Source organism: Paraburkholderia sacchari, from assembly GCF_000785435.2.
GTDB lineage: Bacteria > Pseudomonadota > Gammaproteobacteria > Burkholderiales > Burkholderiaceae > Paraburkholderia > Paraburkholderia sacchari.
Genome location: NZ_JTDB02000002.1, coordinates 1,122,332 through 1,148,684, shown reverse-complemented (window position 1 = coordinate 1,148,684; position 26,353 = coordinate 1,122,332). Strand labels below are relative to the sequence as shown.

Annotated in this window: 22 protein-coding genes and 1 tRNA gene; 10 read left to right on the top strand and 13 right to left on the bottom strand. The window is 65.7% G+C overall.

All coding sequences use genetic code 11. From position 1 onward, the window contains the following. Positions 1–95: 95 nt before the first annotated feature. The 5 genes from NH14_RS11840 to NH14_RS11820 all read right to left on the bottom strand — a co-directional run bounded on the left by NH14_RS11840 (position 96) and on the right by NH14_RS11820 (position 6,243). On the bottom strand, positions 96–1,016 hold the full coding sequence (locus NH14_RS11840; protein WP_052148081.1) for a class I SAM-dependent methyltransferase: 921 nt from the start codon (positions 1,014–1,016) through the stop codon (positions 96–98). 374 nt (positions 1,017–1,390) lie between these two features. Further along, positions 1,391–1,879, bottom strand: coding sequence for a DNA-deoxyinosine glycosylase (locus NH14_RS11835; protein WP_035527246.1), 489 nt, complete (start codon positions 1,877–1,879; stop codon positions 1,391–1,393). After that, the gene (locus NH14_RS11830) at positions 1,876–2,559 is read right to left on the bottom strand and encodes a chorismate--pyruvate lyase family protein (protein WP_035527598.1); all 684 of its coding nucleotides are present in this window, start codon (positions 2,557–2,559) and stop codon (positions 1,876–1,878) included. Before NH14_RS11830 ends, NH14_RS11835 begins: the two co-directional genes overlap by 4 nt. Positions 2,560–2,723: 164 nt before the next feature. Further along, entirely contained in the window at positions 2,724–4,637 is a 1,914-nt protein-coding gene (gene htpG / locus NH14_RS11825; protein WP_035527249.1) for a molecular chaperone HtpG, read from the bottom strand. Between the two features lie 127 nt (positions 4,638–4,764). Further along, on the bottom strand, positions 4,765–6,243 hold the full coding sequence (locus NH14_RS11820) for an aminotransferase-like domain-containing protein (protein WP_035527252.1): 1,479 nt from the start codon (positions 6,241–6,243) through the stop codon (positions 4,765–4,767). Between the two features lie 248 nt (positions 6,244–6,491). On the opposite strand from NH14_RS11820, the gene NH14_RS11815 reads away from it, so the two are divergent. The 4 genes from NH14_RS11815 (at position 6,492) to NH14_RS11800 (ending at position 11,937) form a co-directional block, all read left to right on the top strand. Then, positions 6,492–7,691, top strand: coding sequence for an aminotransferase-like domain-containing protein (locus NH14_RS11815; RefSeq protein WP_035527254.1), 1,200 nt, complete (start codon positions 6,492–6,494; stop codon positions 7,689–7,691). 58 nt (positions 7,692–7,749) lie between these two features. Beyond that, positions 7,750–8,214, top strand: a complete 465-nt coding sequence (locus tag NH14_RS11810; protein WP_035527256.1) for a RidA family protein — start codon at positions 7,750–7,752, stop codon at positions 8,212–8,214. 84 nt (positions 8,215–8,298) lie between these two features. Then, positions 8,299–9,201 carry a PhzF family phenazine biosynthesis protein gene (locus NH14_RS11805; RefSeq protein ID WP_035527257.1) on the top strand — a complete coding sequence of 301 codons (903 nt, stop codon included), beginning with the start codon at positions 8,299–8,301 and terminating at the stop codon, positions 9,199–9,201. Between the two features lie 375 nt (positions 9,202–9,576). Continuing rightward, positions 9,577–11,937: a bifunctional diguanylate cyclase/phosphodiesterase gene (locus NH14_RS11800; protein WP_035527259.1), complete on the top strand. Its 2,361-nt coding sequence runs from the start codon at positions 9,577–9,579 to the stop codon at positions 11,935–11,937. A 61-nt stretch (positions 11,938–11,998) separates the two neighbouring features. On the opposite strand, the gene NH14_RS11795 is transcribed toward NH14_RS11800, so the two are convergent. From NH14_RS11795 to NH14_RS11785, 3 genes are read right to left on the bottom strand one after another with little or no spacing between them, the layout of a single operon-like run. After that, positions 11,999–13,027, bottom strand: a complete 1,029-nt coding sequence (locus tag NH14_RS11795) for a histone deacetylase family protein (protein WP_035527262.1) — start codon at positions 13,025–13,027, stop codon at positions 11,999–12,001. Between the two features lie 24 nt (positions 13,028–13,051). Beyond that, on the bottom strand, positions 13,052–14,305 hold the full coding sequence (locus NH14_RS11790; protein ID WP_035527264.1) for a Zn-dependent hydrolase: 1,254 nt from the start codon (positions 14,303–14,305) through the stop codon (positions 13,052–13,054). Between the two features lie 48 nt (positions 14,306–14,353). Further along, positions 14,354–15,679, bottom strand: coding sequence for an MFS transporter (locus NH14_RS11785; RefSeq protein ID WP_035527266.1), 1,326 nt, complete (start codon positions 15,677–15,679; stop codon positions 14,354–14,356). Between the two features lie 187 nt (positions 15,680–15,866). Between NH14_RS11785 and NH14_RS11780 the strand changes: the two genes are divergently transcribed. Next, on the top strand, positions 15,867–16,817 hold the full coding sequence (locus NH14_RS11780) for a LysR family transcriptional regulator (protein WP_035527268.1): 951 nt from the start codon (positions 15,867–15,869) through the stop codon (positions 16,815–16,817). A gap of 148 nt (positions 16,818–16,965) precedes the next feature. Here NH14_RS11780 and NH14_RS11775 read toward each other — a convergent pair whose 3' ends face one another. The 3 genes from NH14_RS11775 to NH14_RS11765 are packed head-to-tail and all read right to left on the bottom strand — an operon-like array spanning position 16,966 to position 21,797. Beyond that, positions 16,966–17,424: a CopD family protein gene (locus NH14_RS11775; protein ID WP_035527270.1), complete on the bottom strand. Its 459-nt coding sequence runs from the start codon at positions 17,422–17,424 to the stop codon at positions 16,966–16,968. 21 nt (positions 17,425–17,445) lie between these two features. Next, entirely contained in the window at positions 17,446–19,767 is a 2,322-nt protein-coding gene (parC, locus tag NH14_RS11770; RefSeq protein WP_035527273.1) for a DNA topoisomerase IV subunit A, read from the bottom strand. A 38-nt stretch (positions 19,768–19,805) separates the two neighbouring features. Continuing rightward, positions 19,806–21,797, bottom strand: a complete 1,992-nt coding sequence (locus NH14_RS11765) for a DNA topoisomerase IV subunit B (protein ID WP_035527599.1) — start codon at positions 21,795–21,797, stop codon at positions 19,806–19,808. Between the two features lie 353 nt (positions 21,798–22,150). Between NH14_RS11765 and NH14_RS11760 the strand changes: the two genes are divergently transcribed. Both NH14_RS11760 and NH14_RS11755 read left to right on the top strand, forming a co-directional pair. Next, positions 22,151–22,441 (top strand): nucleotidyltransferase family protein, encoded by a 291-nt coding sequence (locus NH14_RS11760; protein WP_035527276.1) that lies wholly within the window; start codon positions 22,151–22,153, stop codon positions 22,439–22,441. Further along, positions 22,438–22,791, top strand: coding sequence for a HepT-like ribonuclease domain-containing protein (locus NH14_RS11755; RefSeq protein ID WP_035527278.1), 354 nt, complete (start codon positions 22,438–22,440; stop codon positions 22,789–22,791). The genes NH14_RS11760 and NH14_RS11755 overlap by 4 nt, the downstream gene beginning before the upstream one ends. Before the next feature lie 36 nt (positions 22,792–22,827). Here the strand turns inward: NH14_RS11755 and NH14_RS11750 are convergent, their stop codons facing one another. Then, the gene (locus NH14_RS11750) at positions 22,828–24,756 is read right to left on the bottom strand and encodes an ATP-binding cassette domain-containing protein (RefSeq protein WP_035527283.1); all 1,929 of its coding nucleotides are present in this window, start codon (positions 24,754–24,756) and stop codon (positions 22,828–22,830) included. Between the two features lie 124 nt (positions 24,757–24,880). Further along, positions 24,881–25,294, bottom strand: coding sequence for a DUF4399 domain-containing protein (locus tag NH14_RS11745; protein ID WP_035527286.1), 414 nt, complete (start codon positions 25,292–25,294; stop codon positions 24,881–24,883). Positions 25,295–25,541: 247 nt separating this feature from the next. On the opposite strand from NH14_RS11745, the gene NH14_RS11740 reads away from it, so the two are divergent. The 3 genes from NH14_RS11740 to NH14_RS11730 all read left to right on the top strand — a co-directional run bounded on the left by NH14_RS11740 (position 25,542) and on the right by NH14_RS11730 (position 26,313). After that, a complete protein-coding gene (locus tag NH14_RS11740) occupies positions 25,542–25,724 on the top strand; it encodes a rubredoxin (RefSeq protein ID WP_035527601.1) in 183 nt (60 codons plus the stop codon). Positions 25,725–25,888: 164 nt separating this feature from the next. After that, positions 25,889–25,963: transfer RNA gene (locus NH14_RS11735), tRNA-Arg, on the top strand. A 74-nt stretch (positions 25,964–26,037) separates the two neighbouring features. After that, a complete protein-coding gene (locus tag NH14_RS11730; RefSeq protein WP_035527289.1) occupies positions 26,038–26,313 on the top strand; it encodes a hypothetical protein in 276 nt (91 codons plus the stop codon). Positions 26,314–26,353: the final 40 nt, after the last annotated feature.

Here is a 26,353-nt window from a genome sequence, read left to right as displayed (position 1 = left end):
GTAAGCATAGCGATCCGAAATACAAAAAGCCGGCCCTCATTCGTCATGGGACCGGCTTTTCGTTGCGCGCCGCGATTCCTCTCGCGGAACTGGCGTCAAATGGCAAACGTGTCGTCGTGCTTGTTGCTCTTGCTGCTCTTGCTGTTTTCGGCGTTGGATTCGCGCAGCGCCTTCACCCACTGGTGCGCCGGCAGACCGAGCTTGCTTTCGAGCAGGCGCGCGCGCTTCTCGAGCGCCGCCCAGCTCACTTCGAGCGCCGGACCCGAGAACGCCAGCGCAATGCGGTTGCCCTCGTGCACCTCGGGCAGCGCGATCACGCGGCCGTCGAACGCTTCCTTCAGGCGCTTCATGTTGCGCACATAGCTCGGGTGGTCGCCGAACAGGTTGATGGTCGCAATACCGGCCTCGGTGAGGCACGCGCGTGCCGCACGGTAGAACGCCACGCTGTCGAGCACCGGACCGCGCGCGGTCGCGTCATAAACATCGATCTGCAGCGCGCCGATCGTGCCGTGGTTCGCGCGGTCATGCACGAAGTCCCACGCATCGAGCTCGCGCACCGTGAGGCGCGCGTCGTCGTGCGGCAGCTCGAACATCGTGCGCGCGGCCACCACGACGGCCGGGTTCAGCTCGATCGCCTCGACCTTCGCGGGGCGCAGGTAGCGATGCGCGAACTTGGTCAGCGCAGCAGCGCCAAGACCCAGTTGCACGATGCGCGCCGGCGTAGCGAGGAACAGCAGCCAGGACATCATCTGCTGCGCGTATTCGAGTTCGATGTGCTGCGGCTTGGACAGACGCATTGCGCCCTGGACCCACTCGGTGCCGAAATGCAGATAACGCACGCCGCCCTCTTCCGAGAACGTCACGGGCGCAAAGCGCGGCTTGCGCGGCGCTTCGATGACCGGCGCGTTGTCGAGATCGGCGTCAGCATGCTTCGAGGCGGTCTTGCTGCGGGTCTTGCCGCCGGTCTTGCTGAATGCGCGCGCTTCGGCCGAAGCGCGCTTGATGAGGTTCGTCATGTGGAGATGTTTTGCTTTCTTGCTTATGAGGTGCAGGTGCGGATGTGAAATCCATGGCGTTTTTTGGTGCGAGCTTTGGTGCGAGCTTTGGTGCGAGATTTGGTGCGAATTCAAACGCAACTTTGGACGCAACGCCGGCCGCAACTGCGCGGGCGACCGAGAGCATAGCATTCGCGGCGCATCGGGCTGGTTTTCGGCGGCGGCGCGTGGTGACATGGCCGCGCACCCATACGCTGTTGCTTCCCGTTACAGCGTCGCGTAGCGCGTCCCACCGCCAGCTTCGCTACGCAGTCGATAATCGAGCCAAAAAAATCTGGCTCGATCACTACTAGAGCGACGATCGACCAAGCCTGAAGCAGTGACGTCTGAGAACATCAATCGAAAATCTGCCGCCATGCCTCCAACTTTTGAGCATATGAAACTGATGCATGCGCCGGACTGCTCGATGGCAAACGGAGGAGTCGATATTGCTCGCCGCACTCGCTCAGTGCTTTCAGTCCGATTCTTTCCGCAGTCCCGCCGTTAAAGGCGATCGTATTCAGATTCGGTAATGTACCGATAAGCGCGATGAGATCGTTGCTCGCATGATTGCGGATACGGCTATCGAGGCTGCCAATGCGCTGCGCTTCAGCGACGACGTCCCACAAACCGATGCGATGTTCAAGCAGCGTTTGCAGCCGCGCATCGTAGGCCATCGCGGGAAGGTCCGCGCCGATCACCTCGCCGACCAGATGCCAAAACCGGTTCTGCTTGTGCGCGTAATACTGCTGATGCGCCAGCGACACCTCGCCCGGCAGGCTGCCGAGGATCAGCACGCGCGTATGCGCATCGACGACCGGAGCGAAGCAGCGCTTGAAGGTCATCGGCGAGAACTGGTTGGGGGAAGCGGCGAATGCGCGGCCCGCGAGGCCGTATGGCCGAGCGGCCCGCGCTCGCGTGCCGAGTGAGCAACATGTGCGGGCACCGCCGGTTGCGCATCGCCTGCCAGACACGCAAGCCGCGCCCACAACGCAGGCAGCATGCATTCGGTCACGAGGAGCGGAGCGCCGTAGCGCTCGAACACAGACCGGCGCGCGACAAAAACATGCGGCACATGCCCCTGCGTTTCGCGCGCGGCCAGCGCATGCAGCGGATGCCGCGCGCTCACGCGCCGGCTCACGAGCGCCGAGCGCGCCACGCCGCTATCGGTGTAAAGCAACTCCGCAAGCGGGCGCGTGCGCAGGCGGCGCATGGCCTGCCAGATACCGTGGCTCGCTGCAATCGGCGTCACGCTATGCGCGGCCACGAACGGCACGCCGTCGACTTCGAGCACGATCTCGCGCACCCAGGCGCGTGCACGCGGCGCGAGGCCGAGCGCGGCGTATTCGTCAGGCCAGGGCATGTCGACGGCCTCACGCGTCACGCGCACGGCAACGTGCCCGAGCGCGCGCAGATGCGCGGTCAGTGAACCGCCGCGCGTGAGCCAGTCTTTTTGGTCGGCGCTGAAGGCCGCGAGGGGCGCGACGCGCCAGTGCGCGTCGGCGGCATCGAATCGGATAAGCATGGCGCGCATTATAGGCCGCGCGCATTTCAATTCGCTGCGGGGCAAACGGCGAAACAAAGCTGCAAGAAACGCCGCCTCAAAGAAAATCCCCTTGCAGCACACGGCCGCGAGGGGATCGGCAATTCAACAAACGCCTCCGGCAAGCGAGGCGTGTGCTTTCTAAATTAACCCGCCCGCGCCAGCAACAACGCGTTGGTCCGCTTCACAAAGCTCGCCGGGTCCTCCAGCGCACCGCCTTCGGCCAGCATCGCCTGATCGAACAGCAGATGGCACCAGTCGCCGAAGTCCGCGCTATCCGTGCGCAGCGCCTTCACGAGCGGATGCTCGGGATTGACTTCGAGGATCGGCTGCATCTGCGGCGCCTGCTGGCCCGCGGCCTTGAGCATGCGCTGCAGGTAGCCGCTCATGTCGCCTTCGTCGGCCACGAGGCAGCTCGGCGAATCGGTCAGGCGGAACGTGAGGCGCACGTCCTTGGCCTTGCCCTTGAGCGCTTCCTTCATTTGCTCCACGAGCGGCTTGAGTTCTTCGCCCACCTTCTCCTGCTGCTGCTTTTCCTCGTCGTTGAGCGCGCCCAGATCGAGGTCGCCGCGCGCCACGCTCGCGAGCGGCTTGCCGTCGAAGTCGTTCAGGAACGACAGCATCCATTCGTCCACGCGGTCGGTGAGCAGCAGCACTTCCACGCCCTTCTTGCGGAACACTTCGAGGTGCGGGCTATTCTTCGCGGCCTGCCAGGTGTCGGCGGTCACGTAGTAGATCTTCGTCTGCTCGGGCTTCATGCGCGCGACGTAGTCGGCAAGCGAGACGGTCTGCTCGTCGGTGTCGTTGTGCGTCGATGCAAAGCGCAACAGCTTCGCGATGCGTTCGCCGTTCGCCTGGTCTTCGCCCACGCCTTCCTTGAGCACCTGGCCGAACTCGGTCCAGAACGTCGCGTACTTAGCCTTGTCTTCTTCCTTCGCTTCGGCGTCGGTTTGCGCCGAGGCCATCTCTTCGAGCATCGACAGCACGCGCTTGGTCACACCGTCGCGAATCGCCTTCACGTCGCGGCTTTCCTGCAGGATTTCGCGCGAGACGTTGAGCGGCAGATCGCTCGAATCGACCACGCCCTTCACGAAGCGCAGGTAGTTCGGCAGTAGTTGCTCGGCGTCGTCCATGATGAAGACGCGCTTCACATAGAGCTTCAGGCCGCTCTTGTGATCGCGGTTCCACATGTCGAACGGCGCATGCGACGGCACGTAGAGCAGCTGCGTGTATTCGCTGCGGCCCTCGACGCGGTTATGCGTCCACGCGAGCGGGTTCTGGTGATCGTGCGCGAGATGCTGATAGAACTGCTGATACTGCTCGTCGCTGATGTCGTTCTTCGCGCGCGTCCACAGCGCGCTCGCCTGGTTGATGGTCTCGTATTCGTCCTTCGTGACCATCTCGCTCTTTTCGGCGTCCCATTCTTCCTTCTTCGTCTCGATGGGCAGACCGACGTGATCCGAGTACTTCTGGATGATCGACTTGAGCTTCCACGCCGAAAGCAGTTCGTCTTCGCCTTCGCGCAGATGCAGCGTGATGGTGGTGCCGCGCTGCGCGCGCTCGATCGTCTCGACCGAGAATTCGCCCTCGCCCGCGCTCGTCCAGCGCACGCCTTCGCTTGCAGGCAAGCCCGCGCGGCGGCTTTCGACCGTGATCTTGTCGGCGACGATGAAGCCCGAATAAAAGCCCACGCCGAACTGGCCGATCAGGGCCGCGTCCTTCTGCTGGTCGCCCGAGAGCTTGCCGAAGAATTCCTTGGTACCCGAGCGCGCGATCGTGCCGAGGTTGGCCACGGCTTCGTCGTGGCTCATGCCGATGCCGTTGTCGTCGATGGTGATGGTGCGCGCGGCCTTGTCAAAGCCTACGCGAATGCGCAGGTTCGGATCGCTTTCATAAAGCGCGCTGTTGGCGAGCGCTTCGAAGCGCAGCTTGTCGGCGGCGTCCGATGCATTCGAAACCAGCTCGCGCAGGAAAATTTCCTTGTTGCTGTACAGCGAATGGATCATCAGGTGCAGAAGCTGTTTCACTTCCGCCTGGAAGCTCATGGTTTCTTGTGCCATGGTCGGGGTCCTCGTTCGTTGCAATCAGTGGGGTCGGCCGCGTGGGCAGTCCCGCGGCGCGTCGAGCGCGCATATGGGGACGCGCCGCGCCGGTTTCAAGGGTTTTCAAGCAGATTTCAGGTGAGTTTCAGGCGCGCCGCGCCACGCCGTCCAGATAGCCGGAGAGAAACGTCGGCAGCGCCGGGTCGCCGCAGTTCGCGATGTTAAAGCGCATCCAGGTGGTGGGCGACTGGTGCGGCGAGAAGAGGCTCCCCGGCGTCAGCAGGAAGCCTGCCTCGTGGCCGGCGGCCGTGAGCGCGTCGGCGTCCACACCGGTGTCGGCCCACAGGAACATGCCCGCGCCCGGCGCGACGAAGAGCTTGCAGCCCGCGCGCTCGAGCATGCGCGCGGCCTTGTCGCGCACGGCGTCCAGCCGCGCGCGCAGGCGCTCCACGTGGCGCCGGTAGTGGCCTTCGGTGAGCACGCGAAACAGCACCCGTTCGTTGAGCTCGGGGCTCGTCATGCCCACCAGCATTTTCTGGTCCGCGACCGCCTGCGCCACGTCGAGCGCGCTCGCGATGAAGCCCACGCGCAGGTTGGGCGCGAGCGTCTTCGAAAAACTGCCGAGGTAGATCACCCGGCGCAGCTGGTCGAGGCTCGCGAGACGCGTGGCTGGATAGCCCGCCGGGCAGAGATCGCCGTAAATATCGTCCTCGACGACGAGGAAGTCGTACTGCTCCGCAAGACGCAGGATGCGAAACGCCTGCGCCGCCGTCAGCGACGTGCCGGTGGGATTCTGCAGCACGGAGTTGATGACGAGCAGCTTCGGCCGCCAGGTCGCCACGAGCGTTTCGAGCGCGTCGAGGTCCGGCCCCTCGGGTGTGTACGGCATGCCCACGAGGCGCGCGCCCTGCGAGACGAAGCGGCCGAACATCTGGAACCACGCGGGGTCGCCCACCACGACGGTGTCGCCAGGCCGCACGTACAGGCGCGCGAGCAGGTCGATGGCCTGGGTGACGCCGGAGACCATCACGAACTGCTCGGGCGTCGCGCCGATCTCGAACTCGGCAAGACGCGTCTGCAACTGCTGACGCAGCGGCAGGAAGCCTTGCGGCGAACCGAAGCCGAGCAGTTGCGAGCCGCTCTGGCGGCCCAGCGAGCGCATCGCCCCCGCCAGCAGTTCGCCGTCGAGCCAGCGCGCGGGCAGGTAGCCGAGCCCCGGCCCCTTTTCCGGATGCGTCGACGAATGGAGCATGTTGCGCAGCAGCCAGACCACGTCGAGGGTGGGCGGCGGCGCGGGCTCGGCCGCTGCGTCAGCGCCGGTGCCGGGCGCCGCGGGACCGCGCTCCAGCGGCGTCACGGCCGCGAGCCGCTCGCGCACGTAGAAGCCCGAGCCGCGCCGCGAATCGAGGTAGCCCTGCGCGACGAGGCGCTCGTAGGCCTCCACCACCGTGAAGCGTGAGACGCCCTTGTCTAGCGCGAGCTTGCGGATGGACGGCATACGCATGCCGGGGCGGAACACGCGCTCTTCGATACGGCGACGGCCCCACTGGACCAGCTGATCGACGAGCGTGGTCGTGGCAGCGTCGTGCGGTGCCGGAATCTGGTCGAGGGGGACGGACGACATGGCGGCTCCAACTGTACAGAACACTATCGGAGCGATTGTACCGTTACTGTCTGACACCATACCGGTACATTTCTTCGGATACTGGCCGGTAAGGCTGTCGTTCGGATGTCGCGCCATGTCGTGCGATACGCCCGCGCGAGCGGGTTTCGCGCCATAATTGAAAGTTCGGCGACGCGTGCGCCTCACGCTCGCGCCGCCGCCATCGGGGCCGTTCAAACCCTCGTTCCCGACCTCAACAAGGAGACCTCATGGACCAAAGCGATCTCAAGGCTGCCCCCGCGTGGCAACTGTCCGAGCGTGCGATCAAGCTGACCAGCTCGGCGATTCGCGAAATCCTGAAGGTAACGGAACGGCCCGAGGTCATTTCATTCGCGGGCGGCCTGCCCGCACCGGCGTCCTTCCCGGTCGAGGAAATGCGCGTGGCCGCCGACCGCATCCTGCGCGACAACCCCACCGGCGCGCTCCAGTACAGCGCGACCGAGGGCTACCTGCCGCTGCGCGAATGGGTCGCCGAGCGATACTCCGTGGGCGGCGCGAAGATCCGCGCGTCGCAAGTGCTCATCACCACGGGCTCGCAGCAGGCGCTCGACCTGCTCGGCAAGGTGCTGGTCTCGCCGGGCAGCCCCGTGCTGGTCGAAACGCCCACCTATCTTGGCGCGCTGCAATCGTTCTCGCTCTATGAGCCGCGCTACGTGCAGGTCCCCACCGACGAGCAGGGCCTCGTGCCCGACGGTCTCACGCCGGAACTCACCGATGGCGCGCGCCTGCTCTACGCGATCCCGAACTTCCAGAACCCGACGGGCCGCCGCCTGCCGCTCGAACGGCGCGAGGCGCTTGCCCGCTTCGCGCAGGGTGCGCCCTTTCCGGTCATCGAAGACGATCCTTACGGCGCACTCGACTACGCGGGCCAGCCGCTGCCCACGCTGCTCTCGATGGCGCCCGAGCACATCGTGCATCTGGGCTCGTTCTCGAAAGTGCTGGCGCCGGGCCTGCGCGTGGGCTACATCATCGCGCCCGAGGAGCTGCACTTCAAACTGGTGCAGGCCAAGCAGGCCACCGACCTGCACACGCCGAGCTTCACGCAGCGCATCGTTCACGAAGTCGTGAAGGACGGCTTTCTCGACACGCATATCCCCAAGGTGCGCGCGCTCTACCGCGACCAGTGCGCGGCGATGCTCGACGCGCTCGCGCGCAACATGCCCGAGGGCGTGAGCTGGAACCGCCCCGAAGGCGGCATGTTCGTGTGGGTCTCGCTGCCCGAGGGCATCGACACCATGAAGCTGCTCGAAGCAGCGGTCGCGCAGAACGTGGCCTTCGTGCCGGGCGCGCCGTTCTTCGCGAGCGAGCCGCAGCACAACAAGCTGCGCCTTTCGTTCGTGACCGTGCCGCCCGCGAAGATCGAGGAAGGCGTGGCGACGCTCGCGAAACTGATCCGCGCGCGCCTCTGATGCACGCTGCCCCGAACCCGTTTTCACTCTCACTTTTACTGCAAAAGGACTCCTGATCATGGCTGACCTCAACGTCTACGACCGCCTCAAAGAACTCGGCATCGAACTGCCGAGCGCCGGCGCACCCGCCGCTGCCTATGTAATGAGCGCGCAAAGCGGCAACACCGTGTACCTCTCGGGCCACATTGCGAAGAAGGACGGCAAGGTCTGGGCCGGCAAGCTCGGCGAGTCGCTCACGACCGAGGAAGGCAAGGCCGCAGCGCACTCGATCGCGATCGACCTGCTCGCCACGCTGCATGCCCACGTGGGCGACCTCAACAAGGTCAAGCGCATCGTCAAGCTGATGAGCCTCGTGAACTCGACGCTCACCTTCACCGAGCAGCACATCGTCACGAACGGCGCATCCGAGCTGATCGCCGACGTGTTCGGCGAGAAAGGCAAGCACGCACGCTCGGCGTTCGGCGTCGCGCAGATTCCGCTCGGCGCGTGCGTCGAGATCGAGCTGATCGCCGAAGTCGAGTAAGTATTCGGCGCATAGCAAGCAGCCCGGCCAGGTCTGTCGCGACCCGGCCGGGCTTTTTTTCGTCCTGCTCCTCATTCTCGCGTCATGGCTCTACGCAACGTCCGCTTCAAACAGGTCGACGTATTCACGTCGCATCCCTTTAAAGGCAATCCGCTCGCAGTCGTGTTCGACGCGGACGGGCTCGATACGGCGCAGATGCAAGGCATCGCGCGCTGGACCAATCTCTCCGAAACCGCGTTCCTGCTCGCCCCCAGCGATGCGCGCGCCGACTATCGCGTGCGCATCTTCACGACGCAGGGCGAATTGCCTTTTGCGGGCCACCCGACGCTCGGCACCGCGCATGCGTTCCTCGACAGCGGCCGCCAGCCGAAAACGCCTGGCCGGCTCGTGCAGGAATGCGGCGCGGGCCTTATCGAGCTGGCCGCGCGGCATCCGGCCGGATTCGACGACGATGGCGCGCCACGCTGGGCCTTCGCCGCGCCGCCCGCAACGATGACGCCGCTGCCCGAGGCGCGATACGACGCGTTGCGCGCGGCCCTGCGCTCGGATGCGATCGATTTCGGCGCGCCGCCGTGCGGTGTCGACAATGGCGCGCCGTGGCTCGTGGTGCGCCTCGCCTCGGCGCAGGCGGTGCTCGCGCTCGACATCGATTACGAGGCGCTTGCGAGCGTCGCCGCGAGCGTGGGCGCGCAAGGGCTCGCGGCCTATGGCGCGCATGATGCGGATGGCCCCGCCACCTTCGAGGTGCGCTGCCTCATGACGGATCTGGGCATTGGCGAAGACCCCGTGACGGGCAGCGCCAATGCTGCGATTGCGATGCTGCTCGCGCAGCAGGACCGCCGGCCCGGCAGCGGCTATACCGTGCGCCAGGGCACCGCGATGGGGCGCGACGGCCGCGTCTTCGTCGACTACGACGACGCAGCGGGCAAGATCTGGATCGGCGGCGCGGCGCTCACAGTGGTCGACGGCACGATTCAGCTCGCATGAGCGACACGCGATCGTCATCGTCGCGATCTCTTTCCTGAACATCGCGGGGCCGTGTACTCAGGCATGCATTCTGCGTGAACTCGCCGCTCTCGCCCGATGCACGGCATTCCGCCCATGCGCAGCAGATAGCGGGCGTCGACACCTGCCCTCGACGGGCGCAACGACTCGTGTATACCCGGGGAGGGATAGCTTCCTAATTCATTGTCCAACCATTAAGATCCAGACATCGGATATAACGATCCATCCGATGGTCCACGTTCGCGCACTCCGCGCTATTTCCACAGCCGTTCCGATGCCGCCGATCCAACCGAGCGCCTTGTTGCAGTCCCGGCCGCCGCATCTGCGGCGCGGCGGTGTGCGCGTGCGGCGGGCGCGATGAGCGCGAACCGGCGCTCCCTCTCGCGCGACGCCGCGCTGCGCGCCGCGCCCGGGCCGGCCTACACGCGCCCGCGCACGCTGCTGGCCATCCCGGCGCTCGGCGTGCTGGTGCTGATCCTGCTGTGGGCCGTGATCTTCACGCGCCTTGCGGTCGAAAAGGAAGCGGCCCAGCGCGAGGCCACGGCTTCGGCGGCCATCCTCTCGTCGGCGCTCGAGCAGCATACGGTGAAGGCGATCCACCAGGTCGACCAGATCACGCGCTTCGTGAAGTACGAGTTCGAGAAGACGCCCGAGCACTTCAACCTCTCGAGCACGGTCGAGAAAGGCGTGGTGCAGAGCGACTCGCTCGTGCAGGTGTCGATCATCGACGAGCACGGCAAGCTGGTCGCCAACACCGTGGACCCGAATCCCAAGCCCATCGACCTCTCGGACCGCGAGCACTTCAAGGTGCACGAGCACGAGAACGACGATCAGCTCTATATCAGCAAGCCGGTGCTCGGTCGCGTCTCGGGCCACTGGACCTTGCAGATGACGCGGCGCCTCAATCACGCGGACGGCTCGTTCGCGGGCGTGGTGGTGGTCTCCGAAGACCCGAGCTATTTCACGAGCGACTTCTACAACAACGCCGCGATTGGCCGCGACGGCGTGATCGCCGTGATCTCGGACGCCGGCGCCGTGCTCGCGCGCCGCACCGGCAACGCGGAGCGCGCGAACGGCGCGTTCTCGGCGAGCGGCGTGTACCCGATGGCCGAGCACGTCTCGGGCACCTACACCGACCCGATCGACCACGTCACGCGCATCGTTTCGTATCGCCACATCGACGGCTATCCGCTCGCGGTGCTGGTCGGCCTGTCACAAGCCGAGCAGTTCGCCGATTACAACCACACGCGCAACGTCTACCTGATGATGGCGACGTTCATCTCGCTCGCCATGCTGTCGTTCTTCGCCGTGGCCACGGGGTTGATCGGCAAGCTGCTCGGGCGCGAGCGCGAGATGTCGCAACTCGTGCAGTACGACCTGCTCACGGGGCTGCCCAACCGCTACGCCACCTTGCAGCGGTTGCGCCACGAAGTCTCGCAGCCGGACAACCTCGGGCGCCTCGCGATTCTCTTCATCGACCTCGACAACTTCAAGACGGTCAACGACACGCTCGGCCACAACGCCGGCGACATCGTGCTGCAGATGAGCGCCGCGCGTCTCGCCGACGCGGTGGGCGGCGCGGGCACGCTCGCGCGCATCGGCGGCGACGAATTCGTGGTGATCGTCAAGGGCGACGAAATCGAGAAACGCGCAAGCTCGATTGCCGAAGTGACGAACGCCGCGTTCACGCATCCGTTCGACGTGCGCGGCAGCGCCTTCGTGCTGCACGCGAGCACGGGCATCGCGCTCTTCGCCGTGGCGCACGAGAGCGAGATCGACCTGCTCAAGAAGGCCGACCTCGCGATGTACGCCGCCAAGGAGGCCGGCCGCAACTGCTTCCGCTTTTACTCGCCGCAGCTCGCGCACCGCGCCGACCACCTGATGAAGTGGGAGCAGCAACTGCGCATCGCGCTCGGCGAAGGGCAGCTCTTTCTCGCCTATCAGCCGAAGATCGATCTGCGTCGCCGCTGCATCACGGGCTTCGAGGCGCTGGTGCGCTGGAATCATCCGCAGTACGGGCTGATTCCAGCGAGCGAGTTCATTCCGGTGGCCGAGTCCACGGGCCTGATCGTGCCGGTGGGCGACTTCGTGATCCGCACCGCGTGCGCGCAGCTCGCGCAGTGGCAGCAGCAAGGCTATGAAACGCTCTCGCTCGCGATCAATATCTCGGCAGTGCAGTTCTGGCGCGGCGACCTCTACGAGACGGTCGCGCACGCGATCGAGGAAACCGGCATCGCCGCGCACAAGCTCGAACTCGAGATCACCGAAACCGCGATGATGGAGTACCCCGAACTCGTCTCGGAGAAGATTTTCGCGTTGAAGCGTCTGGGGGTACGCGTTGCGCTCGACGACTTCGGCACCGGCTATTCGTCGCTGTCGTACCTGAACCGCTTCGCCGTCGATACGCTCAAGGTGGACCGCTCGTTCGTGCAAGCGATTCCGGCCGACCGCAGCGTTTGCGTGATGGTCGCGGCCATCGTCAATCTCGCGCGCTCGCTCGGCCTCACCGTGGTCGTGGAAGGCACCGAGACCGAGGAGCAGATCGCATGGCTCTCCGCGCTCGGCCCGATCGAGGCGCAGGGCTTCCTGTTCTCGCGGCCCGTGCCGGTGGAAGGCGTGCCCGCGCTGATCGAACGCTTCGGCGTGTGCGGCGCGGCGCTGCCGGGCGCGCAGGATGCGCACAGCGAGCGCGTGAGCGACGCGTCGCAATCGCGCTAACGCGGCGCGCGGGGTTGCCCGCCGGCGCCGCTTTTCTGCTTTATTTAAAGCACTACGCGCACTATCGCGCGCCTGCCTCCGTAAAGCCCCCAAAGAACGCTTGCGCGTTGGCCTCGAGACTTTCGAGGTGGTAGCCGCCTTCCTGCACGATCACCGAAGGCAAGCCCAACGCGCCAATCGCCTGGCCGAGCTTGCCGAAGCCCGCGGTGCTCACCGCCACCTTCGACTGCGGATCGTCCTTGTAGATGTCGAAGCCGAGCGCGAGCACGAGCGCGTCGGGCTGGAAGCGCTTGAGCACGCGCAGCGCCGCGTCCACGCGCTCGAAGAACGCCTCTTCCGAAGCGCCGTGCGGCATCGGCAGGTTGACGTTGTAGCCCTCCCCCGCGCCCGCGCCGCGCTCGTCCTCGTAGCCCGCGACCACCGGATAGAAGTTGGTCGGGTCGCCGTGGATCGATACGTAGAGCACGTCGTCGCGGCCGTAGAAAATCTCCTGCACACCCTGGCCGTGGTGCATGTCGGTGTCGAGAATCGCTACGCGAGCGAAGCGCTGCCTGAGCGACTGCGCGGCAATGGCCGCGTTGTTCAGGTAGCAGAAGCCGCCCGCCGCATCTGCGCGTGCATGGTGGCCGGGCGGGCGGCACAGCGCGTAGCTCGCGCGCGCGCCCTCGTTGACCGTTGCGGCTGCCGCCAGCGCACTTTGCGCCGACCAGTACGCCGCGCGCCACGTGTTCGCGCCCACCGGGCAACTGCCATCGGCGAGATAGCGCGCCGCTTGGGCGAGCACACCGCGCAGCGGATTCGGATCGCGCACGTAAATGTTCGACATGACTTCGTCGCCCCAATCTTCGGGCATGCGCTTCCACTCGGCATGCGCTTCTTCCAGGAAGCGCAAATAGTTCATGTCGTGCACGGCGGCAATCGGCGCAGTGCCGAAGTCGGCGGGCTCGCCCACCTCAAAGCCAAGCGCGTGCGCGGCAGCGACAAGTCGCGCGGCGCGCTCGGGCACTTCCTGCGGCTCGCGCATCTGGCCGCGTGAAAGATAGGTACGCGGATGATGGAGCAACTGCTCGGGATGAAACCAGGTCTTCATATTCAGCAATCCTTTAGATTTCACTCATGCATTCGCGTGTTCGCGCACACAGGCGCGCGCAGCAACCGCGTTGAGCAGCACGTTCGTACCCGCCGTGACATCCTGGGGCAAGGCATCCTCGGCCTCGTTGTGCGAGAGGCCGTCCACGCAAGGGATGAAAACCATTGCCGTCGGGCAATAGCGCGCGAGGTGGATCGCGTCGTGGCCCGCGCCGCTCACGATGCGCTCGTTCGAATAGCCGAGGCGCTCGACCGCGTCGGCCACGAGCGCGACGCACGCCGGGTCGAACGGCGTGGCGGGCGAAGTCCAGCAATGCGCGATTTCCACGCCGAGTCCGCGCGTGCCGCCCACTGCCGCGCAGACCGCGCGCAGATCCAGCTCCATGGCATCGAGCTGGGCGTCGTCGGGATGGCGCAGATCGACCGTGAAGGTCACGTTGGCCGCGATCGTGTTGCGCGACGAGTTCGCGATCTGCACCTGGCCGATCGTCACGAGGCCGAGCGGCGCATGACGCGCCATCGCGCGCTCGATTTCCAGCGCCATGTGGGCCGCGCCGAAAAATGCGTCCTTGCGGTAGCGCATCGGCGTCGTGCCCGCATGCGCGGCCACGCCCGACACCGTCACGTCGAACCAGCGAATCGCCTGGCCGCCCGTCACCACGCCGATGGTCGTGCCGTTCGCCTCCAGGATCGGGCCCTGCTCGATATGCGCCTCGAAGTATGCATCGACGGCCACGCCCCGCACGGGCCGCGTGCCGCGCGCCTCGCATGCGTCGAGCGCCTCGCCCAGCGTCACGCCTTGCGCGTCGCGGCGCGCGAGCGCGTCGTCCAGCGTCATCGCGCCCGCGAACACCGCCGAGCCGAGCATCGCGGGCGTGAAGCGCGCGCCTTCCTCGTTGGTCCACGAGCAGATCTCGATGGGCTTGTCGGTCACGACGCCCGCGTCGTTGAGCGCGCGCACCACTTCGAGCGCGGCCAGCACGCCGTAGACGCCGTCGAAGCGCCCGCCCTCTGGCTGCGTGTCGAGATGGCTGCCCATCAGCACGGGCGCAGCCTGCGGGTCGGCGCCCTCACGCCGCGCGAAGAGATTGCCCACCTCGTCGGTCCACACGGTCATGCCCGCTTCGCGGCACCAGTTCGCGAACAGCTCGCGACCGCGCCGGTCTTCTTCGGTGAGCGCGAGGCGGCGCACGCCGCCGCCCGCCGTCGCGCCGATGCGCGCCATTTCCGCGAGACTGGCCCACAGGCGCGGGCCGTCGATATGCAAGAGGTCATTCATCTGTAAGCCCATCTCCGATTTATTAGTTGGCACACCTGCACGGATGCATCAATGGGAACTGAGCGCTTCGGCAGCCGCTTCGTCTTGCGCATGCACGGCACGGCAAGCGTCGAGCGCGACGATGCACACCAGCGACACGCCCGCGAGGCAGGTATAGAACACCGCGAGCGGCCACCATTGCCCCACGTAGCGATGCGCGAGCCAGGTGCCGACGAGCGGCGTGAGGCCGCCGGCCACCGCACCGCAAACCTGATAGGCGAGCGAGATGGCCGAGTAGCGCACGCGCGTGGGAAACACGCCCGAGACGAAGCCCGCGATCACCGAGTAGAAGCTCGCCATGCAGACCACGGCGATGGCGATGCCGACCACCATCGGCACGACCTTGCCGCTTTGCACGAGCACGAACATCGGGTACGGCGAGAGCATGGCCGCCAGCGCCGCGCACTTGAGGAAGCGCGCGCCGCCCATGCGCTCCGCGATCCAGGCGGCGACCGGCTGCGCGAGGAACTGGATGATCGCCACCGCGAACAGGCAGTCGAGAATGAGCGAGCGCGTGATGCCGACGTACTGCGTCGTGTACGCAATCATGAAGGTGTTGGTGAAGTACACGCCCGCGATACCGATGGTGTTCGCGCCGATGCACAACAGCACGAGCCCCCACGCCGAGCGGAACACTTCCGCGACCGGCAGCTTCACGGTGCGGCGCTGGTCCTTGAGCTTCTCGAACTCGGGCGACTCGTTCACGCCGAGCCGGATCATGAGGCCCACCACGAGCAACGCAGCCGATGCGAGGAACGGCAGGCGCCAACCCCACGAGAGGAAGTCGGCCTTGTCGAGCGAGGTGACCGAGCGGAACGCCAGCAGCGAGAGAATCAGGCCCGCGGGCGAGCCCAGCTGCGCGAACGACGCGAAAAAATTGCGGCGGCCAGCGGGCGCATGCTCGCCTGCCATCAGCACCGCGCCGCCCCACTCGCCGCCCACGGCCACGCCCTGCACGACGCGCAGCAGCACGAGCAGCACCGGCGCGAGCATGCCCACCTTCGCGTACGACGGCAGCAGGCCGACACAGACGGTCGCCACGCCCATCATCATGAGCGTGGTCATGAGCGCCTTCTTGCGGCCGATGCGATCGCCGAGATGGCCGAAGATCAGGCCGCCGAGCGGCCGCGCGAAGAAGCCGACCGCGAAGGTGGCGAACGACGCCATGGTGCTCACGAAGCGGTCTTCGGACGGGAAATAGAGTTCGCCGAACACCAGCGCGGCGGCCGTGGCGTAAATGTAGAAGTCGTACCACTCGATCATGGTGCCGATGAACGCCGCTAGCGCGGCGCGCACCGGTTGACGGGCGGAAGCTTGTTGTATGGATGCTGTCATGGGCGGTTGTCTCCTGGCGCTTTCGTCGTGCGTGCTACATGCCGCAGGACGTGCAATACGCATGAAAGCTTTATCTCCTGACAGAAAATATTAGTCAAATTTCGAGTTATTATTCGGCACATAAGTTTGGCTAATACCAAGCCGGAGGCGAGCCCGAAGCGCGTCCCCCCACAGGAGAACACAACCCATGCGCGCCGACACCGCCCGCTTTCTCAACGACCGGCTCGACTGGAACCTGCTGCGCACCTACCTCGCGATCATGCAGGAGCGCAGCCTGAGCCGCGCGGCCGCCCGCCTCTACGTAACACAGCCGGCCGTGAGCCAGGCGCTCAAGCGGCTCGAAGACACGCTCGGCCGCAAGCTCATCGAGCGGCGCGGCACGCATTTCGTGCCGACCCAGGCAGGCGAGGAGGTCTACCGCATTGCGAGCGACATCTACGGCACGCTGTCCCAGCTCGAAACCGGGCTCGACGAGCGCACCGCCGACATCACCGGTTCGATCCGCCTGCTCACGGTCAGCCGGATCGAGTCGCGCATCTACGACGAGTTCCTTGCCGAATTCCACTCCGCGTATCCGCGCATCGATCTGCAGATCGAAGTCATGCGCTCGTCGGACATCATCTCGTCGCTGCTGCAAAAGACCGCGACCGCGGGCCTGAGCCTGTGCCGCACGCCGGTCGAAAAGCTCGAGATGCGCTGCTTCCTGCGCCAGCGCTATGCGATGTTCTGCGGCCGGCACCACCGGCTATTCGGGCTCTCGCAACTGACGATGGAAGACTTGCTCGCGGAGAATTTCGTGTCGTTCACGAGCGACCAGATTGGCGACAGCCTTTCGCCGCTCACGGTGTTTCGCGACCAGCGCGGCTTTACGGGGAGAATCGTGGCGTCGTCGCCGAGCCTCGACGAGGTGCGGCGGCTCATCTTCGCGGGCTATGGCATCGGCTGCCTGCCCGAGCACATCGTGAAGGACGATCTGGCGCGGCAGCGCCTGTGGCGGCTGCCGCCGGAGGAAGGACTCGTGGATGTCGACATCCACTTGCTGTGGCATCGCGATCGCAAACAGAATGCGGCTGAAAAAGCGTTCTTCGATGCGATGGAGCGCTGCATGCAGCGCCATGCGCTCGCGGAGCGGCTATGAAGCGACTATAAAGCGGCTATGAAGCGTGGCTTTAAAGCGCGCGCCGCGAGCGTGCACCAGCCCGAAAGCTCTCAAGAAAACACCGGGCCGCCCCAAGCTTTCTTGCCCCCCTCGGGGGGCTGACGCGAAGCGGCAGGTCTGGGGGCGCTCAAATCCCGCGCGACATCACCGCGACGCCGATGGTCACGACGCCCAGCACGAGATTGACGATCACGAGCCGGCGCACGGTGCCCACGGCGCGCGCGCCGTCGGGCCACTTCTGCGCCTGCACCGCGCGGCGGATGCGCGGAAACACGGCAAAGCGGATATGGCCGAAGATCAGCATCATGACCACGCCGAGGCCCGCCATGGCGTGCAGTTGCCAGGTGGCGTGAGCGCCGCCGAATTGCATCAGCAGAAAACCGCCCGTGAGCAGGATCACGATCACGGCGATGCCCACCCAGTTGAAGAAGCGGCTGAACACTGACTCGATGAGCGGCAGCCGCAGTTGCGGCGAGAGGTCCTCGAGCGCCGGACGCAGGCAGAAGTGTGCGAACACCATGCCGCCCACCCAGACGGCCACGCTCAGCAGATGCAGGAAGAGCGCGATTTCGATCGCATGAGCCATGCTTGAGATTCCTTGGTTAGTTTATTGCGCAAGCACCGGACGCATGCCCGTGATGACCTTGAGCCGCGAATCCGGCACGCGGCCCTTGCGCGCGCGCTTGCCGATCTGCGGCGCGAGCACCGCGCCCGCCATCTGGTCCTCGGCCGCCTTGCCGCCGCGGCCCGTGCCTTCGAGCACCACGCCCGCCGCCGTGATCGCGAGCGCCCGCACGAGCGTCTCCTTCTCTTCGAGTTGCATCAGCGTGACGCCGCGCCCGCCGCCCGAGAGCGTCTTCATCTCGTCGAGGCCGAACACGAGCAGGCGCCCGCCAGACGAAAGACACGCCACCTGGATCGCGTTGGGCAGCATCGGCATCGGCGCGAGCGGCACGCAGCCCTCGTCGATTGTCATGAACCCCTTGCCGGCCTTCACGCGGCTCACGAGGTCGCCAATCTTCGCGATAAAACCAAAACCGTTGCTCGACGCGAGCAGCAGTTGCTGGTCCGCGCTCGCCGCGAAGTAATGGAGCAGATGCGTGCCCGCCTCGAGTTCGATCAGCGAGGTGACCGGCACGCCGTCGCCGCGGCCGCCCGGCAGTTGCGCGACCGACACCGAATACACGCGCCCATTGCTGCCCCACGCGATGAGCGTATCGGGCGTGCGGCACTGGAATGCCGCATAGAGCCCGTCGCCGGCCTTGAACGTGAAGCCTTGCGGGTCGAGCCCGTGGCCCTTGAGCGCGCGCACCCAGCCCTTCTGCGACACCACCACCGTGACCGGCTCGTCCACTACGCGCACTTCGAAGCTCGCGCGCTTTTCCTGCTGGATCAGCGTGCGGCGGTCGTCGCCGTACTGTTTCGCGTCGGCTTCGATTTCCTTCACGATGAGCCGCTTCATCGACGACTCGTTCGCGAGCAGTTCTTCGAGCTTGGCCTTCTCTTCGCGCAGTTCGGCGAGTTCCTTCTCGATCTTGATCTTTTCCAGCCGCGCCAACTGGCGCAGACGGATTTCGAGAATGTCCTCGGCCTGTCGCTCGGAGAGCCCGAACGCGCTCATCAGCGCGCTCTTGGGCTCATCCGATTCGCGGATGATGCGGATGACCTCGTCGATATTGAGGAAGACGATCATCCGCCCTTCGAGGATGTGGATGCGGTCGTCAACCTTGGTGAGGCGATGCTGCGTGCGCCGCGTGACCGTCACGAAGCGGAAGCCGATCCACTCGCCGAGGATCTCGCTGATGCCCTTCTGGCGCGGACGGCCATCGGCGCCGATCATCACGAGGTTGAGCGATGCGTTCGATTCGAGGCTCGTGTTGGCGAGCAGCGAATTGACGAACTCGCCCTGATCGATGCGGCTCGTCTTCGGCTCGAACACGAGGCGCACGGGCGCGTCCTTGCCCGACTCGTCGCGCACGGCGTCGAGCAGCGCGAGCATCGACTGCTTGCTCTGCAACTGCTCGGGCGTGAGCGTCTTCTTGCCGAGCTTGAGCTTGGGATTCGTCAGCTCCTCGATCTCTTCGAGCACCTTCTGGCCCGAGGTGTTCGGCGGCAGCTCGGTCACCACGAGCTGCCACTGGCCGCGCGCGAGGTCTTCGATCTTCCAGCGCGCGCGCACCTTCAGGCTGCCTCGCCCCGATTCATATGCCGCCGCGATTTCCGCTTCGCTCGAAATGATCTGGCCGCCGCCCGGGAAGTCGGGCCCCGGCAGCTTCTCCATGATCTCCGCGTGCGAAAGCTTCGGGTTCCGAATCATAGCCACGGCCGCCGCCGCGACTTCGCGCAGATTGTGCGAGGGGATTTCGGTGGCGAGACCCACGGCGATGCCCGATGCGCCGTTGAGCAGCAGCATCGGCAGGCGAGCGGGCAGCGTCTTCGGCTCCTGGAACGAGCCGTCGTAGTTCGGCATGAAATCGACGGTGCCCATGTCGATTTCGTCGAGCAGCAGCTTGGCGATGGGCGTCAAGCGCGCTTCGGTGTAACGCATGGCCGCCGCGCCGTCGCCGTCGCGCGAGCCGAAATTGCCCTGGCCGTCGATGAGCGGATAGCGCATCGAGAAGTCCTGGGCAAGGCGCACGAGCGCGTCGTACGCCGACTGGTCGCCGTGCGGGTGGTACTTGCCGAGCACGTCGCCCACCACGCGCGCCGACTTCACGGGCTTGGCGTTGTCGCCGAGGCCCATCTCGTTCATCGCGTAGAGAATGCGCCGCTGCACCGGCTTCTGGCCGTCGCAGACGTCGGGCAGCGCGCGGCCCTTCACCACGCTCACCGCGTAGTCGAGGTAGGCGCGTTCCGCGTAGTGGCCGAGCGTGAGCGTGTCGTCGTCCGGAGCGCCGGTGTCAGTGACTTCAGCAAAAAGATCGTCCATGTTTCAATCAGTCCGTAATCTGGTGTGGGCGTGCGCGGTCAAATATCCGCTTCGACTTCGTTGCCCTTCTCTTCGAGCCACGAGCGGCGCGAAGCCGCCTCGCCCTTGCCCATCAGCATCGTCATGCGCGCGACGGTGGCTTCGTAGTCGAGTTCGCCGAGCGCAATGGGCGACAGGCGCCGTGTGTCGGGGTTCATCGTCGTGTCCCAAAGCTGCTCGGCGCTCATTTCTCCGAGGCCCTTGAAGCGGCTGATAGTCCACTGCGTTTCGCGCACGCCGTCCTTGCGCAGCTTGTCGAGAATTGCTTCGAGCTCGCCTTCGTCGAGCGCGTAGAGCTTCTGCGCGGGCTTCTTGCCGCGCGCGGGCGCATCGACGCGGAACAGCGGAGGGCGCGCCACGCACACGTGGCCACGCTCGATCAGCTGCGGGAAATGCTTGAAGAACAGCGTGAGCAGCAACACCTGGATGTGCGAACCGTCGACGTCCGCGTCCGAGAGAATGCAGATCTTGCCGTAGCGCAGGTTCGAGAGATCGACGGTGTCGTCGGGGCTGTGCGGATCGACGCCGATCGCCACCGAGATGTCGTGCACCTCGTTGTTCGCGAACAGACGGTCGCGCTCGGTCTCCCACGTGTTGAGCACCTTGCCGCGCAGCGGCAGGATGGCCTGATATTCCTTGTCGCGGCCCATCTTCGCGGAGCCGCCCGCCGAATCGCCCTCGACGAGGAACAGTTCGTTGCGCGCGATATCGGTCGACTCGCAGTCGGTGAGCTTGCCGGGCAGCACGGCCACGCCCGAGCTCTTGCGCTTTTCCACCTTCTGGCCCGCGCGCGTGCGCGCCTGGGCCTGCTTGATGACGAGATCGGCGAGCTTCTTGCCGTGCTCGACGTGCTGGTTGAGCCACAGTTCGAGCGCGGGGCGCGAGAACGACGAAACCAGCTTCACGGCGTCGCGGCTGTTGAGGCGCTCCTTGATTTGCCCCTGGAACTGCGGATCGAGCACCTTCGCCGAGAGCACGAACGAGACGCGCGCGAACACGTCTTCGGGCAACAGCTTCACGCCCTTGGGCTGAAGATTGTGCAGCTCGACGAAGCTCTTCACGGCCTGGAACAGGCCATCGCGCAGGCCGCTTTCGTGCGTGCCGCCCGCGGGCGTCGGAATCAGGTTGACGTAGGACTCGCGCGTGAGCGGCCCTTCCTCGCTCCACGCGACCACCCACGCAGCGCCCTCGCCTTCGGCGAAGGTGTCGTCGGTGGTGCGGGCGTCGGCGTAGCGCTCGCCTTCGAAGAGCGGGATCAGCAGGTCGCTGCCGCCCATGCCTTCGAGCAGATAGCCGCGCAGGCCATCCTCGTACTTCCACGAAAGGCGCTCGCCGGTCTTCTCGTTGACGAGCTCGACCTCGACGCCTGGCAGCAGCACCGCCTTCGAGCGCAGCAGCCGCTGCAGTTCGCCGAGCGGCAGATTGGCCGAGTCGAAGTATTTCGCATCGGGCCACGCTCTCACGCGCGTGCCGGTTTTCTTCTCGTCGCGCGCAGCGTTGCGCGTGGTGAGGGGCTTGACGACGTTGCCGTCCGCAAAGCCGATTTCGGCGACCTTGCCGTCGCGCCAGACAGTCACGTCCAGACGCGTCGAAAGCGCGTTGGTGACCGAGACGCCCACGCCGTGCAGGCCGCCCGAGAACGTGTAGGCGCCGCCGGCAGCCTTGTCGAACTTGCCGCCCGCATGCAGGCGCGTGAACACGATCTCGACGACGGGCACCTGCTCCTCGGGGTGCAGGCCGAACGGAATGCCGCGGCCGTCGTCGTCGACGGAGACGGAATGGTCCGCGTGCAGCGTGACGGTGATGCGCTTGCCGAAGCCGCCGAGCGCTTCGTCGGACGCGTTGTCGATGACTTCCTGAATGACGTGCAGCGGATTCTCGGTGCGCGTGTACATGCCCGGCCGTTGCCGGACGGGCTCGAGGCCCTTGAGCACCTTGATCGACGCTTCGCTATATCCAGCGTTTGCAGCGTTTGACTTCTTCGTTGCCATGGTGATCCGCAGGGGGTTGTCCGCGCGCTTGTCCACAGGTCCTGTGGACATCTGCGGGGAAAACGCGTTGAGTGTTCAAAAAAACCGTGTCGAAACAATGGGGTGAGCGCGCTGCGCAATGCCCGCGCAAACCTCGCCTGGCCGGCGCGCGCTCGCGCCGCCGCTCCCGCTGTTGTTCGAATTCGCGAGGTATTGTACTGATTTGGGCTTGCGCGGCAATTTGGAAGAGGGTCGGCCGTTCGGCCGAGGGGTGGAGAAAAGTGCGAGTCGCGTAGAATGAGGCGTGCGCGGCATGGTATGTGCCGCCGCGATTTCAACCGGCCTGTTGCGCATTTTGGAGGAGTGCAGCGCCCATGAGACCATCCGAAGCATTACACGCGCATCGTGCCGAAATCCGGCAGATCGTCGCGAGCCATCACGCAACGAATGTGCGCGTGTTCGGCTCGTCGGCGCGTGCGGAAGACGACGAGGACAGCGATCTGGATTTGCTCGTCGATCCGACGCCTGAGACTACGCTTATCGACCTTGCGCAAATCCAGTTGCGGCTCGAAGCGCTCTTGGGCGTGCGGGTGGACGTACTCACGCCCAAAGCGCTGCCCGAGACCTTCCGCGCCCGCGTAGTCGCCGAATCGGTGCCGGTATGAGAAAGAAAGATCTGCGCACCCCCGACTATCTGCGGCATATCCTTGACGCCATCGAACGTATTCGCGCGTACACGGAACCGCTTTCGCGCGAAAGCTTCGAGGCAACACCCATGGCCGTCGATGCAGTCGTGCGAAACATCGAGATCATCGGCGAAGCAGGGCGCAACATCACGCAATGTGATCCAGATTTTGCGGCCGCTCATCCCGAGATACCGTGGGAAGCAATGTATGGGATGCGCAATCAAGTCTCGCACGGTTACTTTGCCGTCGACATTGACATTGTCTGGAGCACCATACAGACCTACTTGCCCGACCTGGAACACAAGCTCCTGAAGCTGAAACACCTGTAAAAAAGCGGCCCTCAGGCCGCCTTCTCTCGCATCACATCACTTGCGCTTACTCTCCAGCTCTTCCCACCGCTCCAGCGCCATAAGCAACTCCTCGTCGATCGCCGCATAGCGCCCGGTAAGCCGCGCTCCCTCCTGCGCATCCTTCGCGAAAATCGAGCCGTCCTCGATCTTCGCGCCGATGGTCTTTTGCTCGGCCTCGAGCGCCTCGATGCGCTTGGGCAGTTCCTCGAGTTCGCGCTGCTCCTTGAACGAAAGCTTCACAGTGCGCTGCGCGTTGCGGCCCGCCGCGCTCTCCTTCGGCACGGCGGCGGCAGGCGCCGCTTCCTTCGGCGCGCGCGCCTCGGCGATCTCCTGCGCGCGGGCGCTCTGGGTCTGCCAGTCGGTGAAGCCGCCCACGTACTCGCGCCAGCGCCCCTCGCCCTCCGACGCGATCACCGAAGTCACCACGTTGTCGAGAAACGCGCGGTCGTGGCTCACGAGCAGCACGGTGCCGTCGTAATCGGTAAGCAGTTCTTCGAGCAGTTCGAGCGTGGGGATGTCGAGGTCGTTGGTCGGCTCGTCGAGCACCAGCACGTTCGCGGGGCGTGCGAAGAGACGCGCGAGCAGCAGGCGGTTGCGCTCGCCGCCCGAGAGCGATTTCACGGGCGAGCGCGCGCGTTCGGGCGCGAACAGGAAGTCGCCCAGATAGCTCATCACGTGCTTCTTCGCGCCGTTGATCTCGACCCAGTCGCTGCCCGGGCTGATGGTGTCGGCGAGACTCTTTTCGAGGTCGAGCTGCGCGCGCATCTGGTCGAAGTACGCCACCTGGAGGTTCGTGCCCACGCGCACCGTGCCCGCGTCCGGCTTGAGTTCGCCGAGGATCAGCTTAAGCAGCGTGGTCTTGCCCGCGCCGTTCGGGCCGATAAAGCCGATCTTGTCGCCGCGCATCACCGTGCCCGTGAAGTTATCGACGATCGTGCGATCGCCATAGCGCTTCACGACATCGGTGAGTTCGGCGACGATCTTGCCCGACTTCTCGCCCTGCGCGACGTCGAGCTTCACGTTGCCCTGCACGTTGCGGCGCTCGGCGCGCTCGTTGCGCATCTGCACGAGCCGCGCGATGCGCCCGACGCTGCGCGTGCGGCGCGCCTCCACGCCCTTGCGGATCCACACCTCTTCCTGCGCGAGCAGCTTGTCGAACTTCTCGTTTTCCACGCGCTCGACTTCGAGCTGCTGCGCCTTGCGCTCCTGATACTGCGAGAAGTTGCCCGGATACGAGAGCAGCTTGCCGCGGTCGAGTTCGACGATGCGCGTGGCCACGCGGTCGAGAAACGCGCGGTCGTGGGTGATGAAGAGCAGGCTCGAGCGCTGCGCGACGAGCAGCTCTTCGAGCCAGCGGATGCCGTCGAAGTCGAGGTGGTTGGTCGGTTCGTCGAGCAGCAGCACGTCGGGCTGCACGACGAGCGCGCGCGCCAGCGCCACGCGCTTTTGCATGCCGCCCGAGAGCGCGCCCACGCGCGCGTCGCCTTCGAGGCCGATCTGCGCGAGCGTGGTGGAAACGCGCGTGCGCCAGTTCCAGGCGTCGGCGTGATCGAGCGACGATTGCAGCGCATTCATGCGCGCAAGCAGCGCGTCGTGTTCCGCGCCTTCCGGCGTTTCGGCGAGCCGGTGCGCGACCGCGTCGAATTCGTCGAGCAGCGCGCGTACGCCCGCGAGTCCCGAGGCGACGGTGTCGAACACGGTGGCGTCGGCGTCGAAATCGGGCTCCTGCGGCACGTAGACGGTCGAGAGATCCTGCTGGCGCGTGACGAGGCCGTCATCGGGTCTGGCGAGGTCGGCGACGATCTTGAGCAGCGACGACTTGCCCGCGCCATTGCGTCCGATCAGCCCGACGCGCTCGCCGGCTTCGAGCGAAAAGTCCGCGTGATCGAGCAGCGCGACGTGGCCGAACGCGAGTTGCGCGCCGGTAATGGTGTAAAGCGACATGAATGGAGAGCGTTGCCTGCGTTGGAGAGCAAGCGCGTATTGTACCGGGGCGCGCACGGGGCGCATGGGGGCGCCACGCCAGCCCCGTTGCGGCGAGCTTCGCGGGCATTGCCGCCCGCACGGCCTACTTCACATGGACTGTGATCGTCTGGCTCCACCCGGGGCCATACGACTGATGCGCGCCGTTGGCGAATTGCGCCGTGAGCGTGTGGTCGCCGGGCGGCAGCGTGACCTCGGCTTCGGTCTGGCCTTTGCCGTAGTGGATCGACTTCTCGTTGCCCGGCACGACCGTGCCTTGCGGCAGCGCCGCGCCGTCGATCAGCAGATGGTGATGCCCGGTGTTGGGCGTGGTCGTGCCGGCGGCCGCAACCGTCATGCCGTCGACGCGGAATTTCACGTGGACCGGGTTGCTCACGGTCGCGCCGTTCGTCGGCTCGACGAAGTAGACGCCCTCGGCGCGCGCGACGCTGCTCATCGCGAGGAGTGCCGTCGTCGAGGCCATCAGCGCTGCGCTGGCCAGCCATGTCCTTCTGGTCATTGTTCGCTCCTGTGGAATTGCTCGGTGGTTGCTCAGTGGGTTGCGGCGCGATGCGCCCGCGTCCGAGCATACACTGCAAGAGTCGCGCCCGCGCGGCGCAAGCGCGCCGTTTTCCGGTAACATCGCGGGTCGCCGGCCGCCCCCGCCCCGGTAAGGGCTATGGGCTCAGGGGGCCATATGATGGCCAAACCCGGTGGACAAAACCGGCGGGCAAACCGCGTCGAACCCGAACGAAAAGGTGTGTGTTGTGAGCGAAGTGATCGAATACAAGAGCTGGGTCTGCCTGATCTGCGGCTGGGTCTATAACGAAGAAGAAGGTCTGCCCGACGAAGGCATCGCGGCAGGCACGCGCTTCGCGGATATCCCCGACAACTGGCGCTGCCCGCTGTGCGACGTGGGCAAGGCCGATTTCGTGGCCGTGGAGTTCTGATGTGCACGGCGAGTGGCGCGTAACCCGCGGGGGTGACGTTCTCGAGGTGCATGGCGTTTGTTATACTCTTGCGCCTGCACAGACTCCGCGCCATGACGGGTGACTTGGGAAACATGGCGATCCGGCGGAGTGGGAATTCGTGCTCCCCGCAGCGGATTTGACGGCTCCCTGTAGTTCAATGGATAGAACAAGTGCCTCCTAAGCGCTAGATGCAGGTTCGATTCCTGCCAGGGGGACCAGCCGCCGCACCCATCCCCGCCTCGCCGCTCACCCGCGCCCGCCTCGCCACATCCTCACTCCAGGCAGATACCGCATGGACATCAACAAGCAACTCGCCGCTCTCACGCATTCCGAACTGCAAACCGCGGGCGCCAGCCAGGCAACCGCCATCGCCGTAAGCGTTCTGCTACGTCATCTGAGCTCGCCGGAACTCGTCAAGCTGCTGTCGTCGGCGTTCGAGAATCATCAAGCCGTGATGCTGCAAACGCCCTGGCCCGAGCAGATGCTCAATTCCTTCGGGTCCACGCGCCGGTTCCTCGAAGCCGCCGCGCAAGGGCCCGCGCCCACGCCCGACACGCCGGCCGAATAAGCCGCTGCCCGAAGCCGCGTCCGACTGCGGGTAAACATGG

Bases quoted from the DNA above. Each gene is read 5' to 3' on its own strand.
- NH14_RS11840 (WP_052148081.1), bottom strand. From the start codon at position 1,016: ATGACGAACCTCATCAAGCGCGCTTCGGCCGAAGCGCGCGCATTCAGC.
- NH14_RS11835 (WP_035527246.1), bottom strand. From the start codon at position 1,879: ATGACCTTCAAGCGCTGCTTCGCTCCGGTCGTCGATGCGCATACGCGC.
- NH14_RS11830 (WP_035527598.1), bottom strand. From the start codon at position 2,559: ATGCTTATCCGATTCGATGCCGCCGACGCGCACTGGCGCGTCGCGCCC.
- htpG (WP_035527249.1), bottom strand. From the start codon at position 4,637: ATGGCACAAGAAACCATGAGCTTCCAGGCGGAAGTGAAACAGCTTCTG.
- NH14_RS11820 (WP_035527252.1), bottom strand. From the start codon at position 6,243: ATGTCGTCCGTCCCCCTCGACCAGATTCCGGCACCGCACGACGCTGCC.
- NH14_RS11815 (WP_035527254.1), top strand. From the start codon at position 6,492: ATGGACCAAAGCGATCTCAAGGCTGCCCCCGCGTGGCAACTGTCCGAG.
- NH14_RS11810 (WP_035527256.1), top strand. From the start codon at position 7,750: ATGGCTGACCTCAACGTCTACGACCGCCTCAAAGAACTCGGCATCGAA.
- NH14_RS11805 (WP_035527257.1), top strand. From the start codon at position 8,299: ATGGCTCTACGCAACGTCCGCTTCAAACAGGTCGACGTATTCACGTCG.
- NH14_RS11800 (WP_035527259.1), top strand. From the start codon at position 9,577: ATGAGCGCGAACCGGCGCTCCCTCTCGCGCGACGCCGCGCTGCGCGCC.
- NH14_RS11795 (WP_035527262.1), bottom strand. From the start codon at position 13,027: ATGAAGACCTGGTTTCATCCCGAGCAGTTGCTCCATCATCCGCGTACC.
- NH14_RS11790 (WP_035527264.1), bottom strand. From the start codon at position 14,305: ATGAATGACCTCTTGCATATCGACGGCCCGCGCCTGTGGGCCAGTCTC.
- NH14_RS11785 (WP_035527266.1), bottom strand. From the start codon at position 15,679: ATGACAGCATCCATACAACAAGCTTCCGCCCGTCAACCGGTGCGCGCC.
- NH14_RS11780 (WP_035527268.1), top strand. From the start codon at position 15,867: ATGCGCGCCGACACCGCCCGCTTTCTCAACGACCGGCTCGACTGGAAC.
- NH14_RS11775 (WP_035527270.1), bottom strand. From the start codon at position 17,424: ATGGCTCATGCGATCGAAATCGCGCTCTTCCTGCATCTGCTGAGCGTG.
- parC (WP_035527273.1), bottom strand. From the start codon at position 19,767: ATGGACGATCTTTTTGCTGAAGTCACTGACACCGGCGCTCCGGACGAC.
- NH14_RS11765 (WP_035527599.1), bottom strand. From the start codon at position 21,797: ATGGCAACGAAGAAGTCAAACGCTGCAAACGCTGGATATAGCGAAGCG.
- NH14_RS11760 (WP_035527276.1), top strand. From the start codon at position 22,151: ATGAGACCATCCGAAGCATTACACGCGCATCGTGCCGAAATCCGGCAG.
- NH14_RS11755 (WP_035527278.1), top strand. From the start codon at position 22,438: ATGAGAAAGAAAGATCTGCGCACCCCCGACTATCTGCGGCATATCCTT.
- NH14_RS11750 (WP_035527283.1), bottom strand. From the start codon at position 24,756: ATGTCGCTTTACACCATTACCGGCGCGCAACTCGCGTTCGGCCACGTC.
- NH14_RS11745 (WP_035527286.1), bottom strand. From the start codon at position 25,294: ATGACCAGAAGGACATGGCTGGCCAGCGCAGCGCTGATGGCCTCGACG.
- NH14_RS11730 (WP_035527289.1), top strand. From the start codon at position 26,038: ATGGACATCAACAAGCAACTCGCCGCTCTCACGCATTCCGAACTGCAA.